Origin of the sequence: Vulcanisaeta distributa DSM 14429, assembly GCF_000148385.1 — an archaeon.
GTDB classification, from domain to species: domain Archaea; phylum Thermoproteota; class Thermoprotei; order Thermoproteales; family Thermocladiaceae; genus Vulcanisaeta; species Vulcanisaeta distributa.
In genome coordinates, this window is the sequence record NC_014537.1 from 1 (window position 1) to 16,881 (window position 16,881).

Annotated in this window: 19 protein-coding genes; 6 read left to right on the top strand and 13 right to left on the bottom strand. The window is 45.3% G+C overall.

Annotated features, from left to right (window positions below; genetic code table 11):
- Position 1 precedes the first annotated feature (1 nt).
- The 3 genes from VDIS_RS12525 (at position 2) to VDIS_RS00010 (ending at position 2,085) form a co-directional block, all read left to right on the top strand.
- Entirely contained in the window at positions 2-502 is a 501-nt protein-coding gene (locus tag VDIS_RS12525) for a THUMP domain-containing protein (RefSeq protein ID WP_013335141.1), read from the top strand.
- 81 nt (positions 503-583) lie between these two features.
- Entirely contained in the window at positions 584-1,777 is a 1,194-nt protein-coding gene (locus VDIS_RS00005) for an ORC1-type DNA replication protein (protein WP_013335142.1), read from the top strand.
- Positions 1,774-2,085, top strand: coding sequence for an ArsR/SmtB family transcription factor (locus VDIS_RS00010; protein WP_013335143.1), 312 nt, complete (start codon positions 1,774-1,776; stop codon positions 2,083-2,085). The genes VDIS_RS00005 and VDIS_RS00010 overlap by 4 nt, the downstream gene beginning before the upstream one ends.
- Here the strand turns inward: VDIS_RS00010 and VDIS_RS00015 are convergent.
- Positions 2,045-2,872: an HpcH/HpaI aldolase/citrate lyase family protein gene (locus VDIS_RS00015; protein WP_013335144.1), complete on the bottom strand. Its 828-nt coding sequence runs from the start codon at positions 2,870-2,872 to the stop codon at positions 2,045-2,047. The genes VDIS_RS00010 and VDIS_RS00015 overlap by 41 nt on opposite strands.
- A 39-nt stretch (positions 2,873-2,911) precedes the next feature.
- On the bottom strand, positions 2,912-3,868 hold the full coding sequence (locus VDIS_RS00020) for an alcohol dehydrogenase catalytic domain-containing protein (protein ID WP_013335145.1): 957 nt from the start codon (positions 3,866-3,868) through the stop codon (positions 2,912-2,914).
- 132 nt (positions 3,869-4,000) lie between these two features.
- Here VDIS_RS00020 and VDIS_RS00025 point away from each other — a divergent pair, with 132 nt between their 5' ends.
- Positions 4,001-5,062, top strand: a complete 1,062-nt coding sequence (locus tag VDIS_RS00025; protein WP_245522527.1) for a polyprenol monophosphomannose synthase — start codon at positions 4,001-4,003, stop codon at positions 5,060-5,062.
- 45 nt (positions 5,063-5,107) lie between these two features.
- Positions 5,108-6,160 (top strand): THUMP domain-containing class I SAM-dependent methyltransferase, encoded by a 1,053-nt coding sequence (locus tag VDIS_RS00030; RefSeq protein ID WP_013335147.1) that lies wholly within the window; start codon positions 5,108-5,110, stop codon positions 6,158-6,160.
- Between the two features lie 29 nt (positions 6,161-6,189).
- Here VDIS_RS00030 and VDIS_RS00035 read toward each other — a convergent pair whose 3' ends face one another.
- The 7 genes from VDIS_RS00035 to VDIS_RS00065 all read right to left on the bottom strand — a co-directional run bounded on the left by VDIS_RS00035 (position 6,190) and on the right by VDIS_RS00065 (position 10,637).
- Positions 6,190-6,966, bottom strand: a complete 777-nt coding sequence (locus tag VDIS_RS00035) for a DUF2192 domain-containing protein (protein ID WP_013335148.1) — start codon at positions 6,964-6,966, stop codon at positions 6,190-6,192.
- Positions 6,967-7,031: 65 nt separating this feature from the next.
- Positions 7,032-7,577, bottom strand: coding sequence for a 50S ribosomal protein L16 (locus tag VDIS_RS00040; RefSeq protein ID WP_013335149.1), 546 nt, complete (start codon positions 7,575-7,577; stop codon positions 7,032-7,034).
- Positions 7,578-7,626: 49 nt separating this feature from the next.
- Positions 7,627-7,905: a winged helix-turn-helix domain-containing protein gene (locus tag VDIS_RS00045; RefSeq protein WP_013335150.1), complete on the bottom strand. Its 279-nt coding sequence runs from the start codon at positions 7,903-7,905 to the stop codon at positions 7,627-7,629.
- The gene (locus VDIS_RS00050) at positions 7,880-8,554 is read right to left on the bottom strand and encodes a hypothetical protein (RefSeq protein ID WP_013335151.1); all 675 of its coding nucleotides are present in this window, start codon (positions 8,552-8,554) and stop codon (positions 7,880-7,882) included. Before VDIS_RS00050 ends, VDIS_RS00045 begins: the two co-directional genes overlap by 26 nt.
- Positions 8,551-9,147, bottom strand: coding sequence for a hypothetical protein (locus VDIS_RS00055; protein ID WP_013335152.1), 597 nt, complete (start codon positions 9,145-9,147; stop codon positions 8,551-8,553). Before VDIS_RS00055 ends, VDIS_RS00050 begins: the two co-directional genes overlap by 4 nt.
- A 56-nt stretch (positions 9,148-9,203) precedes the next feature.
- The gene (locus VDIS_RS00060) at positions 9,204-9,659 is read right to left on the bottom strand and encodes a nascent polypeptide-associated complex protein (protein WP_013335153.1); all 456 of its coding nucleotides are present in this window, start codon (positions 9,657-9,659) and stop codon (positions 9,204-9,206) included.
- Between the two features lie 51 nt (positions 9,660-9,710).
- Complete coding sequence (locus VDIS_RS00065) at positions 9,711-10,637, bottom strand: thioredoxin domain-containing protein (RefSeq protein ID WP_013335154.1); 927 nt, start codon at positions 10,635-10,637, stop codon at positions 9,711-9,713.
- A gap of 98 nt (positions 10,638-10,735) precedes the next feature.
- Between VDIS_RS00065 and VDIS_RS00070 the strand changes: the two genes are divergently transcribed.
- Positions 10,736-11,155, top strand: a complete 420-nt coding sequence (locus tag VDIS_RS00070) for a pepsin/retropepsin-like aspartic protease family protein (RefSeq protein WP_013335155.1) — start codon at positions 10,736-10,738, stop codon at positions 11,153-11,155.
- On the opposite strand, the gene alaS is transcribed toward VDIS_RS00070, so the two are convergent.
- The 4 genes from alaS to VDIS_RS00090 form a co-directional block, all read right to left on the bottom strand.
- Positions 11,139-13,895 (bottom strand): alanine--tRNA ligase, encoded by a 2,757-nt coding sequence (gene alaS / locus VDIS_RS00075; RefSeq protein ID WP_013335156.1) that lies wholly within the window; start codon positions 13,893-13,895, stop codon positions 11,139-11,141. The genes VDIS_RS00070 and alaS overlap by 17 nt on opposite strands.
- Before the next feature lie 63 nt (positions 13,896-13,958).
- The gene (locus VDIS_RS00080; protein ID WP_013335157.1) at positions 13,959-14,870 is read right to left on the bottom strand and encodes an MBL fold metallo-hydrolase; all 912 of its coding nucleotides are present in this window, start codon (positions 14,868-14,870) and stop codon (positions 13,959-13,961) included.
- A gap of 112 nt (positions 14,871-14,982) precedes the next feature.
- Positions 14,983-16,044 (bottom strand): 50S ribosomal protein L10, encoded by a 1,062-nt coding sequence (locus VDIS_RS00085; protein WP_013335158.1) that lies wholly within the window; start codon positions 16,042-16,044, stop codon positions 14,983-14,985.
- 127 nt (positions 16,045-16,171) lie between these two features.
- Complete coding sequence (locus VDIS_RS00090; protein ID WP_013335159.1) at positions 16,172-16,831, bottom strand: 50S ribosomal protein L1; 660 nt, start codon at positions 16,829-16,831, stop codon at positions 16,172-16,174.
- Positions 16,832-16,881 lie beyond the last annotated feature (50 nt).

Below are 16,881 nucleotides of genomic sequence, written 5' to 3' on the forward strand. Positions count from 1 at the left end.
AATGAGTATTATGGTGAATAAGGTATTAATTACCGTTAAGTCATCCTTTGAATACGGCATAAGGCAGGACATTAGGGATTACCTATTCTTCTTTGACAAGGACGTGAATGTTAAGGCCACGGAATTCAGAGGCGTCTTAATCGTGGAGACCGGTAAGGATCCTAAGTACGTGGCTAGTCTTCTCGTTAATGCGCCAATACCTGAAAGCGTACTTACCTCGATAGTTCCGATTATTTACGAGGGAAGTTATAGTACGGTTAATGATTTGATAAGCGCTGTTCGTAAATACGTGAGCGGTGATTGCAGGGTTTACGTTGTTAGGTGTAGATTACGTGGATCTTTAATAAGCAATAGCGATTGTGAGAATGCATTAATTAATTTATTGAGGAGTCTTGGCTTTCACGCAATATATAGGGGCGACTCTGACTGCGTGGTTATTATTGAGGGTTTAGTTAATTGGTTCGGCATTTACGTAGGACCTAGGTCGTTTGTGAGGGTTTAGTGAAAGTTTCAGTTAACCCTAGGTCAATTCTTATATAGTAACCAAAAACTATTTTTTACCTCTCTACTAAAGAAATAGTAAATGCCAAGGATCTTCAAGAACGAAGCCGCGTTAACGCCGGAATACATACCGAGCAAGCTACCACATAGGGAAGAACAACTGAAGCAGCTTGAGACATACTTTAGTGGCTTCCTCGAGAGTCCAGGCTCTATGTACCCAAAGGTCGTGCTTATTGGTAGGCCTGGCAGTGGTAAGACCGTGACGAGTAGGAAGTTTGGGAATTACGTGGTGAGGTCAAGTGAGAGGGTTAGGTACGTTCACGTGTCCTGCTTCCTCAATAGAACACTAAGTTCGGTGCTAAAGGATATTGGCGTTCAATTAAACATTGCAATACCAAAGAGGGGATTCTCAACAGAGGAATTACTTAAGATGCTTCTGGACATGGTTAGGGATAAGGACATATACGCGATAGTCGCCCTTGATGATGTGTTTCACCTGGTCAATAATAGTGGTCCTCACGCATTAGGTACTTTGATAAGGCTCGGTGAGGAGTACGTAAGCAGGGGCGATAAGTATAGGTTTGGTCTAATCCTGATTAGCCAGGACCTAACCTTTAGGGATCAGCTCGATAGGAGTTCACAGAGTGCACTTGGTAATGCAGTGATTAAGTTTGAGCCGTACACAAAGGATCAGATATTCGAGATACTTCTTGCGAGGGCTCAGGAGGCCTTAGTCGATGGTGCATATGATGAGGAGATACTCGAGATGATAGCCGACGTGGCCGGCGTTGATGAGAAATCAATGGATGAGCATAGGGGTGATGCTAGGTATGCCATTGACATACTGTGGAGAGCTTCAAAACTCGCCGAGATGAAGGGTGTTGATAGGATTTTACCTGAGCATGTCAGGGAGGCTATAAAGAATACGCTCAGGGGTATTAGGAGTGATGAACTTAGAATGTTACCATTGCATGAGAAGATATTCTTATTGGCCATTGTTAGGAGTTTAATGAAGAACCCGAACTCGCCATACATACCCTTTGGGACTGCCGAGGATGAGTACCAAATGCTCTGTGAGCAGTATGGCCAGGAGCCCAGGAAACACACGCAGTTGTGGGAGTACCTTAGGGATTTGAATACGAAGGGCTTTGTTGAGACTAGGACGTCTAGTAAGGGTATGAGGGGTAGGACAACGTTAATATCAATACCATCTGAGCCACTTGAAACGTTAAAGGAGGAGTTAGAGAAGATTATCAAGGGTGAATTGGGTACGTGAGTATCGACTTCATAGAAGACCTATTCTCATCAAGGATTAGGGTTAGGGTGCTTAGGGCTTTGATTAAGTATAAGGAGGTGAACATAACGAAGCTTTCCAGGGAGTTGGGCGTTAATTATAAGGTGATTGAGTACCACGTGGAAGCGCTTAAGAGGCTTGGCATTGCTGAGGAGAAGAGGTTCGGTAGGATTAGGATAATAAGGCTTAGTGAGGGTGATCCACGTGTCTTAGCAATTGAGCGATTCTTTTCTGAGCTTGAGCATGCATTCATGAATCAGTCTGATTCGCGAAGTCAAGGATCCTCTTAGCCAACTTGTAATGCACATAATCCACTAATTGGCCCTCGAGACTTATTGCGCCACGACCCTCCCTAACCGCCTTCTCATAGGCCTCAACGACCCTCCTAGCCCAATTAATCTCCTCCTCGCTTGGTGAAAATACCTCGTTGGCCACGGGTATTTGGCTTGGGTGAATAACCTGCTTACCGATGAACCCCATGGACTTAGCCTCAACACACTCTTTCCTAAAGCCTTCAATATCCTTGATATCAAAGAATACCTTATCAATTGGGTCAACTCCATAAGCCCTCGCCGCTGAAACAACCAAGGTCTTAAGAACCTGGCTCTGTTCGTAGGTCTTCACAACGCCACCAACTGAAAGCGCAAAGTCAGCTGCGCCGTAGGATACCGCGGTGACGCCCTCACTTCTAATAACATCCTCAACCCTAAGTAATCCCCTAGCCGTCTCTATCAACGGCTCTATCTCCCTACCCGTGGCCTTATAGACAAAGCTTAGGTCAAACTCAGCCTTTGGGATAACAATGCACTTAACGACGTCGATCTTATACACGGTGTCTATGTCGGCGTAAAAGAAGGGTGTCTTTGGGTCATTAACCCTGACACATAACTCCTTACCCTTCCAATCAAGTTGTGGGAGTAATTCCCTTATTAACTTACGTGCAGACTCCTTACCATCAATTGGCACAGCATCCTCAAGATCAATGATCACAGAGTCGGGCTTCAACTCGAGGGCTGCCTTCCTAATCATGTGCTCATTATTACCGGGAACAAATAATTGGGACCTCCTCAGAACCACAGAGAAGACATTACCTAATTATTATTAATTTTTACTTCATTAAAATACCAACACAGCCCTGCCTAAAACCCGTTGATTAACTAAGTCGTTATATGCCTGATTAACATCCTTAAAGTTATAGACTTTATAGACGGGCTTAACGACACCTCTATGAAGGAGGTCAACGGCTTCAAGAACCTCCCTCCTCGTGTATGCGGCCGAGCCAACTATCCTATGCTCCCTCATCACCGTAAGCGCAGGTCTAATCAACCTAATCTCCTCACCCTCAGTATTACCTATCAAGACTAGCGTACCCTCACGCTTCAACACCCTAAGACTTTCATTTATTGTTGCAGCACCTACTATTTCCAGGACAACATCGACATCCCTAACCTTCCTTGAGAACTCCCTATCCGTAATAACCTCATCCGAATACTTAGCCACAAAATCAGCCTTGGCAGGTGACGTTATTGATATTACGTATGCGCCAAGGCTCTTTAAATACTGTATTGTATGTATGCCAACACCGCCTCCAGCCCCAGTAACGAGAACCCTAGTACCTGGCCCAATATTACCTAGTTTACTCGCATGTATTGCCGTGGCCAGCGGGCATACGGCTGCGGCATACTTAACATAGTCATTATCCGGTAATTCAAACACGTTACTCCTTGGCGCTATCACGACCTCCGCATAACCGCCTGGTCTCCCCTCACCGAAGAATTGAAGATTTAAGCATAGATTCTCCTTACCAGCCCTGCAGTATGGACATGTACCATCAGTAATAGCTCCAAATACGCCAACAGCCCTTCCATCAACCTCGCCGAATATTTCATGCCCAAGGATTAATGGAGGTTTTAAATTCCTGAAGCCACCCCTCCAAATGACCAGGTCACGGCCACAAATACCCTCCGCCTTTACCCTTACCACAATGTCGTTGGGTCCAGGTTCTCCAATATCATACTCCTCAATACTAAAGGGCTTATTGAACTCCCTCAACACGGCCGCCAATACTCGCATTAATTGTTGAATGATAAAAATCAATTATTAAACTAACTAATACATATTTTATTTAGGTTTGTTGCTGCCATGCCTAATCAACTCTTTTCCGTCAAAGTAATGCTTATTTCCCTTGTTCCTGCTTATTACCAAGTGGATGCGTGTATTGTATTACCGACAATAAATGAGGCTGATAATCTGAGGATACTATTACCCATGCTGAGAAATTACCTGGCTGATTATGACTGGTTTATTGTGGTTGTTGATGATGGCAGTACTGACGGTACTCAGGATGTCGTTATGGAGTTCGCCAGGGTAACGAATAGGGCTGAATTAATTGAGAGGGGTGCTAAGCTTGGTCTGGGTAGTGCCATTAAGACTGGCATGAGGGCCTGCCTCGATAAGGGCGCCAACTCCATAGTTGTCATGGATGCCGATCTGCAGCACCCACCTGACGTGGTTCCCAACCTTGTTAAGGCTGTGCTTGTGAATGGCGTGGATTTAGCAATAGCCAGTAGGTACGTTAAGGGCGGCGGTATCGTTGGTTGGTCATTTAAGAGACTCGCCATTAGTAAGGGGGCTACGTACATGGCAAGGTTACTAATGCCCTGGACACGCAGCATTAAGGACCCAATTAGTGGCTTCTTCGCTGTGAATGCGGGTAAGTTAAGGGGCGTGATTGACATGCTTAGCGATTCATCAGGTTATAAACTAATCCTAGAGCTATTGACGCTATTTCATGTTAAGTATGGTAATTCGCTTAGGGTTGTCGAGGTACCGTACATCTTTAGGAATAGGGCCTATGGCGTGAGCAAGTTAGGTACTCATGAATTAATTAACTACGCATTACTGGTGCTTAAGCTCAGTAATTACTCTGTGCCTAAGTACCTAGTATCATTACTCATTGGCTCCATCATTGGTTATTTCCTCTTTAATTTATCGTCAAGTTTAAATCCGATAGCTGGCAACTTAATATCCATAGAGTTGTCCCTAATAACTGTCATCACTATTTACCAATTGTTAATGGGTATGAAACCACAACTACAATATTATATAAAGTATCATTTGATTAAGTACGTTGCCGTAGCCGTGAAGTTACTTCTATACATGGCCTCAACACCAGTAGTTATCGCGCTCATAATCTCGGGTGTAATACAGTTGTTAATGACTCTTGGGATAATAACGGTAAATCCCACGGCAGTGCATGTACTGTGAGTCACGGAATGCCTTTTTAACTTAATTACCTCACTTACTTCATGAATGAGGGTACTCCTAACAACGGTGCCTGGAATTGAGGATGCGGTGATCAGCGAGGTTAAGGAATTGTTCAAGGATAGGGTTGTTACGGCTGAGGTGTTTGGTTCATCCAATGTGACAGGTAAGGTGCTGATAGACATTAATAATGTGACTATTAACGAGTTAAAGGCGTTAGGTACTGTAGAGCATGTAGTAATGGTTCTAGATATAAAGAATGTTGGTAGGGACATGGGTAGTTTAAGGGATTGTATTTGGAAGCTAAGGCTTGACGAATTACTCAATTATTATACCGTAAATACTACAATTGGTATAATGGCCGATAGGTCTGGGGATCATGAGTTCAAGAGCCCAGATGCGGCGGCATTACTTGGTGAGAGGATTTCCGAGTTTCTAATGTCCATGGGCCTTAAGTCGCTCTTCAACCTTGATAATGCTGACCTCACATTGAGACTCATTATTGACCAGGATAAGTGCGTATTGGGCCTATCAATAACCCGTAAACCCCTTAGAAATAGACCGTATAGGAAGTTCAATCATCCAGCCTCTATAAACCCCATATTGGCCAACGCCATGTTCAGGATATTAAGTCCAGCCCCATCATCGAGGATTTGCGACGTCACCTGCGGTAGTGGCACCATAGTAATCGAAGGCGCCTTAATGAGGAGGGACGTGATTTTTCTATGCGCAGACATTGATTATGGCTATGTGAATGGTGCATTGGCAAACGCCAGGGAGGCCAATGTGGATTATTTAATTGATTTTGTGGTCATGGATTCAACAAGGCCTGCCATTAGGGATAACGCGTGTTCATACGCTATTTTCAATCCTCCATTTGGAATTCGCATAGAACCACTTAAGGGGATAGCCGACTTTTATGGTTCATTATTTAGAGCGCTTAGGAATGTCCTCAGGGACGGCTCGAGTATGGTCTTTATCACGGTTAGGAAGTCTCTCGCCAAGAAATTACTTGTCAAGTATGGATTTAGGATAGTGAGTGAGAGGGTTGTTGAGCAGGGTGGGATTTGGAGTTCGATTTTTAAGGTTGTTAAGGAATAAGGAATAGATTTTGATTTTTAAGGAATATTCTACTGCGCCTTTGGTATGAATGATCTCTGGTCTTCATTTGGGAATAACCTATCAAGGATCTTCTTAGGCACCTTATACACCCTGAGGGCTATCTCCCTAATCAACTTATCGTGCGGGACACACTTTGTCAGGTTAAGCCTTAGGCAGTGCGTATACTTCATTATCTTCTTCTCCTCAATCTTCTTAATGCTACCCAGTGCAATGTCCTCCGCAACCCTAAAGGCCACGTAGAACCTCACGTACCTCATAAACCTACTCGCCAGGTCTGGGTATGCCGTGCTCAATGCCCTGTAAGTACCCACGAAGTCCTCCTCAGGGAAAAACCTCATTATTGTACCAGTGAACACATACCTCAACAACCTAAACCCCCTCTCCTCAGTCCTAGGTCCTAAAACCTCGTTATCAACCATCTTTCTAAACTGCTCGGTGTCGTTATTATCATTGAGTTGGAAGTTCTTACTCTTGAGGAAGCTGTATATTTCATCGCACGCTACCTCAACATTGAAAATATTCCTGAAGGCATTGGTTAATTCCCCATCCAATAGGCCAAGGCCGTACTTACCAATTATGTATATCGTGGCTATCTCCTTATCGTAAATCCTAACCTTACTCAAGCCCCTAAACGGCTCAATACCCTTCTGCTTATAGACAATGTACACCAACTCCTCAAGCTGGTTTCTTGTGCTTACCTCATTCCTCATTATCTTACTCCATATCTCCGTCGCAGCCTCAATACGGCCCTTATACAACTGCCTAGCATCTAAGCCACTACTCATATTAGCAATTCACCTACTCTAACTCACCGAAAAACTAGCGCCTTATAATCCTTGTGCTTCAGGGCCTATGACTGAGCAACAACCTTAGCCTGGGCCTGCTTTGGATAGATAACTATTCTCATTGGAAGCGGTAACTTGGACGCAGCTCTCTTAAGGGCCTCCTTAGCGTGAGCCAGGTTTTTGCCCTCAATCTCAAGGTGCATTATGATAGTACCGGGCCTAAGGATCCTTGCGGCCCTACCTGACGGAACACCAAAGGCCAGCCTCATACCTTGCTGCAGACGGTCAGCACCTGCCATAGCCAGCATCTTATTCTCCCTAATCACATGGAATGGGTAGACATTTATCTTCAGGTAGAAGTTGGGGTCGCCAACGTACTTAGACAGGTACTTATACGCCATCTGCCTGGCGGCTTCAAGGGCATTGGCCCTTATTTGACCGGTCTCCTCAGCCACAAGCTCAGCCACATAGTCAAACCTAGCCCTCTCCCTGGGCTTCGTATTGCCAAGCTCAAACCTAGGTATTTGAACATATGGAGCACCGGCTATGTACTCAGTCCTCGTGTAAGGCCTCTTCAACCTCCTATAGCAGCGTCCAGGCCTAAGCGGCATAGTGACGTCGAGTTACTGGGAAGGTATGGGTATTTAAACACTACGCCCATTAAATCCTATTAATCCTCAACGAACCAACATACCTCTTAATCCACAGGACCAGCTCCTCATACGTCCTCTCGCCATCCCTCGTAAGCCTGACAAGGCCATCACCGTCAATCATCACCAAGCCCCTACTAACCATCCACTCAAGATACCTCTCAAACTTATCATAAGATAAACCACAGGCAGTTGCCAACCTAGTTCTCCTCATAGTCCCATTATTGACCAGGGCCTCAATGATTCGAGCCAACACGTACAGGTCAGGCCTGAATTCCCTTGAGCTCATGGTAGAGCCACCTAAGCTCAATAATTAACCCACCTAGGGACCATAATTTTTTAACATCATTAGTGATGCTATCCCACTCAAGCGCCAGTGTGATCGCTATATCTAGGATCACGGTCATGGCTATTACGTACCAGTTCAACTGGGTATAACCCAGGAAACTAAGCAATAATAGGGTTAATCCAAAGATTAGTATGGCAAGGAGTATTGATAAGGCCAGTAACTTAACTATAATCAATAGGGCATAACCAGCCCTAGCCCTATTAATCTTATACTCAATACCGTCAAAATCCAGCGTTGATAAAACCTCTAGAATTCCAGAAATACCTGACTGAAGCTTCCCAACCCAGTAATCATACGTACTCACCCCTCTCATTAACTTATCAATACGTGTATATACGTAGTATGGTATCGCAATTAATAATATACTTATGATAATTACACCCCAGCTTTGTAGTTGTGGTGCCATTGAGCGTGCAGTCAGCACGTATATGATAATATACGCAATATACCCACCCAACACCATAGCCACTATGCCCAACACGGTAATGAGTAACTTTGGCAATTCATCCATGGCCTTATTAATGCCCTCAATATGATTTAATACGTCCTTAAGGGCCATGAGCTTAGTCCTTGCATCCTCAATGCTCATACCACGATCACCAACTTACTCACTATAACCATGATCGTTACACTTTCATCTTCATCATTGGCGGTGGTCACCAGTAGGTCTGTACCTAACATGGCACATTGTGATACGTGCCTTATTTGCATTAGTATTATAGGTACTACTTGGCGTAATAGTCTCAGGCTGGTTACGTTTTCGTAAATTACGATGGGGTTAACCATACTATTTAGTGAGAAGGGTATCGTTATCGACGCATTGGGTGAGACAAGCCCAAGTGCTCCGGAGCATGTTGGAAATGAGTAGTAACTGCTTGGTGTGAATAGATACGTTAACTTAACCTTACTAAGCGGCCCTAATGTCATGGTTGTTCCATTGCTTAAGTAAATTAGTAGTGTTTCGTTTGATGGGTTCTCTATGATGATTATTACCTTGGCATACGCATTGTGGGTGACCAGCGTTAATAGCAATAGGCCTGTGGTTGAGTTTATGGTGAAGAACCTGACTGTGTTCACATCGATCATGTTACGCCAATTAATTAGTAGGAAGGCTATCTCGGCAAGCACAATAATGAGTAGTAATACAATGAGTACTCTCCCTATTGCCTTAGGCACTCTCATTAATAGTCGTGCCATTTATTGACTAATAAATCGAACTCCCCAGGAGGGAGTGGGCATTACTTAGCGCCTTTTTGGCTCTGTATCTTAACTATAGCCTCAGCAATATCCCCATTGGTTTCCTTTAGTGCCCTAATGGCTTCCTCCCTCGTACATCCCGTCTCCTCCATGACGAGTTTAATATCGTCCTCACTAGGTTCATACTGCTTAGTAGTCTCTGCTGCAAGTGTTTGCGTGGCTTGTTTCTGTGGTTGTTGTATTATTAATGATGGCCTTGGTTGTGGTAATGTTGATTGAGGTTTCACAACCTTCACATCCGAGTCACTGGCCTGTACCTGGTATATTGATAATCCCTGAATTCTCATCCTAGCCACCACGGGTTTATTAATCTCTATTGTAGATCCATCGCCTAGGTAAATAATCACCTTCGTTACGTTACTCACCTCCTCCAGGTTAAGGTCCTGAATGCCAAACCGCTTGAGCAGTCTCCTAACCTCCCTTGGATTTATACCCACGGTATCTTAATGTAAATTTGTGTATTTAAACAATTTTTGTGCTGTGGAATATTATCCGCAGTATGGCCCTAGCATTTGTGCTATTGTTGGTGATGAACATCCATAACCAAGCACGTGAGTTGGGAAGTACTGAATCACGTAATACACATAGCCGCTATTAATCATAGTCTCCAGTGACCTGCCATACATTACCTGGAACAATGCGCAATACGGACATACCGGGTCTAGGAACTCGATGACCGTTATGTTTGCACTTGGATTGCCAATTCTTAATCCAGAGGATATTATCTGATCTATGAACGATACCTGGGTTGAGTTCGCCCTAAAGCCATAGCCAAGTTCCTGCCCCTGATACGTGAATACGGTTATGTTGCCCCTTACTGCATCGTTAATTGCGTTGAAGACGTAGGGTGAGGCGCCGGCGAGAACATACGTTACATTATTCGTCCTATCAAAAACGATGAACAATGGTGTGCCAAGTAGATTACCTGGTATGTTAAGTGTGTATGCCACGGTGTTTATATTACTTAATGCGCCTAATACGGTATTGACTAAGCCCTGGTCACTTTCATTTATTGCACATTTTGCATAATTGCTTTCTATGTATTGGTACTGGGCTATTGGGTATAGTAATAGGTATGTCACGTTGTTTGTCTCCTCATAATCATAGATGTAGTTATACGCTATCGTGTATATACTATTCACGGCATTCAACGTCGCATTCTCACCATAATTACTATAAATGCATTCAATGCTCAGCCAATTCTCGACACCTCTTTCAAACGCGGTTGTGGCTAGTGATAGCTGTGAGGATGCTGAGTTTTGGGATGAAGAGCTTGATGAGCCCTGGCTTGATGGTGTTTTTTGTGTTGGTGTTGTCTTAAAGGCGAGGAAGTATATTAGTACTGCCGCGAGTGCCACCGCAAGTACTATCACAGCTACTAGGAGCATCCTATTTATGTTTGTACTACTCGACATAATCCTTAATCCATGATTGAATTAGGTTAAAAACCTTACTAACATTTCCGTGGGCTCACTAAGAAAGGCATTAATAATTCAATAAAGCCTTAATTATAATGGCTATTCGACTGCGGGTTAAGCTATCCTCAATAATGGGGAAGACCACGGTAGCCAAGGCATTGGTCACCACGGGCTATGAGACCCAGGAGCCTGAGGTGTTGATACCGAGGGGTGTTGCCGAGGACCTAAACCTACTGCCCAAGTTACCCAGTGGTTCCGAGGTTAAGAATTACGTACTTGCCGATGGGACGGTGACTAGGTTAATACTAATACCTAACGCGGTCCAGGTCTGGGTTCTTGAAAATGATAGGGAGGTTGGCGGCATTACGGCTCATGCCGTGATTAGCGAGCGCGCTGATGAGGTATTACTAAGTGACAAGTTGGTTAGTAAGTTGGGCATTGTCCTACTTGATATTGGTGAGGGCATTTGGTGTTTTAAGGATGAGATTGGGAAGACAGTTAGGAGGAGCTTATAGAGCTTAGGAACGATTTAACCGTGCTCACAAGCGTGTCCACCGGCGGCCTGCCCTGGGCGAATCCCTGGCCGTAGGTTGTTGATCCACCACCCTTACCATTAACACTTGCGTTAAGTCTCGCCATTAATTCCTTAATGCTCACGCGCTTGGCTGTTTCTGGGCTTAGGTAAACCATGTACTCAGTGCCGTTACTGACCCTATTAATTATCAATAGCACAGTGTTAGGCCTAGCGCCTAGGTACTCCTTGGCGAACTCCTGTATGTAGTTTCTATCCTCATTCTCATACTCCATGTATGTGAAGCCGACGCCGTTTATGGCTGTTTCCCTACCCATGGCCTCCGCGATATCGCCCTTAATGGCCTTCCTAGTCAATGCCTTAATCCTACCCTCCATCTTACTCACATCACTGAGTAGCTCCTTAACGCCCTTAACCACGTCCTCCCTACCCTTACCAATTAATTCAGATACCTCATTAATAGAGTCCTCAAGGGACTCCGTATAATTAAGTGCGTGCCTACCTGTGGTGAATATGAACCTAACAACACCCTCCTGAATCTTCTCAACCTTGACAATCTTAATCATACCAATCTCACCAGTACTACCTACATGCATGCCTCCACAAGCCTCCACGTCATATGGGTTATCGTCGGGACCCACCTGGACAATCCTCAGCTTAGCCCCTGGAACGGCGCCTCCCTGGTATATGTAAACACCAAACTTTGACTCAGCATCAGTCCTGCCCAACCATCTAATGATCACTGGGTAATTAGCAACAACCATTTGGTTTGCCAACTCCTCAATCTTCCTAATCTCATCCCTACTGGGTAGCTTGTAATGCGTCACATCAAGCCTGCTGAAGGGCACATTCTTCTCCGCACCTGCCTGCCAAACATGCCTACCAAGGACACGCCTAATGCTCTGAAGTAATATGTGGGTTGCTGTGTGCATCCTCATTAGGTCAAGTCTACGGGTTGCATCAACAATCCCCTCCACGGTCTCACCCTCCATTGGCGGTTCACCCTCAATAACATGGACAATCACCGGACCAACCCTCTGGACATCAATAACCCTTGCCTCGCCCCTACTATGCCTAATAACGCCGTGGTCAGCCACCTGCCCACCACCCTCTGGGTAGAATGCCGTTTGGTCGAGAACCACGTACTTACCCCTAATGACCCTTAACACCTTTGCATTGAACTGGAACAACCTCATATTCTCATAGAATAATTCCCTAGTCTGCGGTAAGTCCTGAACCTCCACCGGGTTCACATCAACCTTGGGCTTCTCCTCACCAACCTGTCTCTGGTACCTGGCCGCAAGCCTTGAGTAGAAGTCGTCAGGCACGACAACGCTCAGCCCAAGCCTTGATGAGGCGACTTCACGCACAACCTCGGGCGGTAGTCCCTGTGAGTCGTAGAGCATAATTAGGTCATCAACCGTGAGTTCCCTCTTACCAGTCCTTCTTTCCCTATCCCTAATGACCCTATCAATTATGCCCGGCGCCTGCCTAAGTAATTCCTTGAACTTCCTCTCCTCGAGGTCAACTAACTCAAGTATTGTCTGTCTCTCCTCATAAACCTCTGGGTAATCATCCCTTAAGAACTCAAGTTCCATGTCCATGACCTCGGTGAGCGGCATTTCAATACCGGCAACATACATGCTCCTAAGCATCCTCCTAAGCAGGAGCCTACCCAGGTAACCAACGCCTGAATTACTCGGTATCACGCCATCAGCCATCATCCAGGAGAGGGTCCTACCATGATCACTAAGTATGTATAGGGTCTCCTGCGCCTTCAGTATGTTCCTAACCTCATTAACGTCCATGCCGACCTTACTCGATATGTACTCATAGGCCTTCTCAATACTCGTAACCTCAGGATCAAGTTGACCGAAATAGGTCGCCATATGCATTAACATCTCATTGCTTGGTTTAGGAAGTCCCAACTTACTCCTTAATTTTTCTATGAATGGGCCAAAGACCGCGTCGTAGACGGTGGGTTTACCGGTGAGTAGCCAGTAGATTCTCTCGAGCCCGTAGCCCGTGTCCACTATCTTCATGGGCATTTCCACGTACTTACCATTGACGGTCCTATAATGCATGAAGACGAGCGTGGCTATTTCCAAACCACTCACGAGCACCTCAAGGCACTCACCGGCATTGCCGCCGCCCTCCCAAATATTCTCCTTATATGTAATTTCATGATCCTTAAGGCCGAGCTCCTTTGTGAAGAATTCATGGGCGTATTCAACGGTCTCGTCAATCCAGTAAATGTACTTATCGGGGTAATTGAAGGCGTGGTGAGCCATCATTTCAAAGCCCGTTAAGTGCCTACCGCTGCGGCCGACCTTATCAATATCCGTAAACCTAATACTCGGTTGTGAAAGGGTCAGTGGGTTTGCAGGTGGCGGTACAATGCCCTCGGTGACCCATGGCTGGAAGTCATATATTGATGCGCCGACTAGGTAAACGTCAGTCCTCCAACGCGCAACCACTGGGTACCTCTTTATTCTAACGTGACCGTGCCTCTCGAAGAAGTTTAGGAACCTCTCCCTAACATCTCTAATGGACTCAGGCCTGAACTTACCAGGTGGGTTTCCTATGAATAGGTATGGCGTGCATGGTTGATCACCACAGGACTCCTGGTCCTTGTTTAACGTCCAGAAGTAATGCTTGCAATATGGGCATTGTTTCCTATAAAACCTCATCCTATCGAACAACCTAGTCCTCAATTCCTCCATAACTTAACGATAAATAAAAATGGGATTCTTTTTATATTTTGTTCCTGTCACAACCAAAATTCACTATTTACGCTTTGTCTCAAGATCGCGGAAGTACTTATACAAACCATCAACAGCCATACCAAACAGGTGGTAATGAGCCTTCATATTCCTAAGCCTATCATAAACTCTCCTAAGGTCCTGGTCCCTTTCCACAAGCATCCCTTCAAGGTCGTTTACGCTCAATCCCTCCCTAACGGCCTCCTCAGCCGCTTTACCCCATACATCTAATTGCCTCAGATGCCTATTCAGCAATTCAGTGGCGTTAGGAACGAGTAAATGATGCGTATAGGCTATGTACTTAGGATTCCTGGCAATTAGCTTTTTGACGCTATCAACATACATATCAAACCTAAGAGGTTCCATAGTCGTTGGTATTATGTAATCAAGGTCCCTAACGTAGATACCCGCGGCATCCCCAACGATGAGTATGTCCCATGGCTCGACAATGAAGGATTGATGATGACTCGCATGGCCTGGCGTGTGTATTACCTCCACTGTAACGTCTCCTATGGTCACCCTATCGCCATCCTTTGTCTCACGGGCATTCTTGCTCGGTACCTCGAGTGGCCTGCCGTATAGTTCGCCGAGCCAGCCCATTGCCTCCCTAGCGGGTACCCAAATAATGTCCGGGTTAGGTAGAACCTTCGAACCCCTTGGGTGGACATAAACCTCAATATTTGGGTTGAGTCCAGTCAATGCGCCAGTACCTCCGTAGTGGTCTATATGAACATGGGTTATGAATGCATGAGTAACATTACTTGGCAACCTCCTTAAGGCGTTCCTTAGATCGTTACTGGATACTGCAGGTCCTCCCTCAAACACTATTATGCCCTTGCCCGTGTTTATTGCGTATACTGAGACCAGATTACTAAATCCACCTGGCTCTAGGTCTATTTGATATACATTGTTCATTACCTCAATTACCCGCACCATGTTTAAGTACGGTATTTACCAATTAATAAGCTATGCGATAATTATATTATATAAATTCATCATCAGAATCAGAAGATATTACTGTGTAAAAAAGTATTTATTACTGATATTTTTACGAACCAAATAGGCTGGAGAATCCAGCCGCAACCTCCTCCTCACTCGGGCCCTCCTTCTTCTCCTCCCCGGCCTCCTCCTTCTTTTCCTCAGCCTTCTTCTCCTCCGCCTTAGCCTCCTCAGTCTTCACCTGCTGTGGCTGCTGGGCAACCTGAAGCCCAAGTTCAGGGGCCTTTGGAGCTATTACCGCGGCCAACGCATTAGCCTCAGCCACCGCCTTAGCCAGTATGTATTGGGCCGTCTCCGGCGTTACGTACCTCGCATTAACGGCCAGGTTCAAGGCCTCCATGTGGGCCTTGGCTATGGATACCCTGAGAACCTCAGGTGTTGGGTACGCCGTGTTAACGGCTAGGTTAAATGCATACCTAACCGCATCCTCAATCATTGACCTATACGTGCCAACATCCAACTTTAGATTGTCAACGGTTATTACGTACTTACCCTTTAGTATTGCCGCCTTTATCTTCAGTGTCTCGAATATGGGCTTTATATTCAACTTCTTAAGAATTTCAGCAGCATCCTCATTAATCTTATCGCCCTTCTTAACTACCACCGTATCCTTAACAATCCATATCTTACCATCCTGGACCTTAATTGGTATCTTCAACTTACCAAACTTACTCATTATTGGTCCTGGGCTCATGTTCGTATTGCCGGCGGGCGCCACTAAATCGAATGGCGCTATATCGCCGGGCATCGCCTCCCTCCTGACGCCGGTCCCCCAAATCCACTTGGCAAGTTCGAATGGGTTCTCGTTCGAGAATATGAGGAGGTTCTCCCCTGTGAATAGCTTCTCAATGTCCTCACTGACGTTGCCCATTAACTGCCTAAGTGCTATTAACACGAGGGTGTTCTTAGCCTTAATTACCCTGGCACCCCTCCTCCTAAGCCAGAATCTATACTCCTGAAGGACCCTATTCGAGGTCTCGTGAATATCTATAACAAATACATTCTCATACTTACTGAATAGTTCCTTCAATTCATTAACAATCCTAACCTTCTTCTCTGGATAGGGCTTCGTCCTAACGTACGTACGCTTAAACACTGGTTGTGAAGCCATACCAGCAAGAAACCGTTCAAATGATGCACTTAATTAATTTTTCTTCCGGTGGGAGGGCCCATGTTTTCATATTTTCATAAACAATGTATTGCCCAAGTACGAAATTAATAGGTGGAATGCTGGTGTTTTACTTAGATGTTAATGGTGAGAAGGTTATTGGTGGGCCCATGGTGAGTTTCACACTTACGTCCCCCAGTTGCTCAGGCCTAACCCTCTTGAGTATTTCATCGAGTACGGTAGCTATATTCTCAGCAACTTGCTTTGGGTCCATATCCTCCGTGCCGACCTTACACATTACCTGTGGTTGGTCCTTAACCCTAACCCTAACGCTCCTCTTTAGCCTATCAATCACAGCCTTAATATCCGCGTTCGGCTGGATAACCTCAGGCATTTTGTTCCTGGGACCCAGTATTTGACCCATAACCCTACCAATGAGCACCATTAGGTCTGGCGTGGCCACGAAGTAATCAAATGAATTAGCCAGTCTCCTGATTTCCTTTTTATTACCGGCGAGTTTCTCGATATCTTCCCTGGTGAGTATTGCATCTGCCTTAGCCTCCTTAGCGGCAAGCACCATCGCGCCGGTGGCCATTACACAGACCTTCGGTTCCTTACCCTGTAATGGGTGTGGCAATGCAATGGTTATGTTGAATCTATTGGCTTGGTTCTTGACGTCGAAATCCTTAAACCTAACTATTAACTCATACGTCTGCTTAAACCTCCTTTTCTTCGCCTTTGCCTTTGCCTCGGTAACGGCCTTGATTATTGCGTCAAGGTTCAAGCTCATAATCACGCACTGTGAAGAAACCCCTTATTAAAGCATTTTTCCCATAGCGG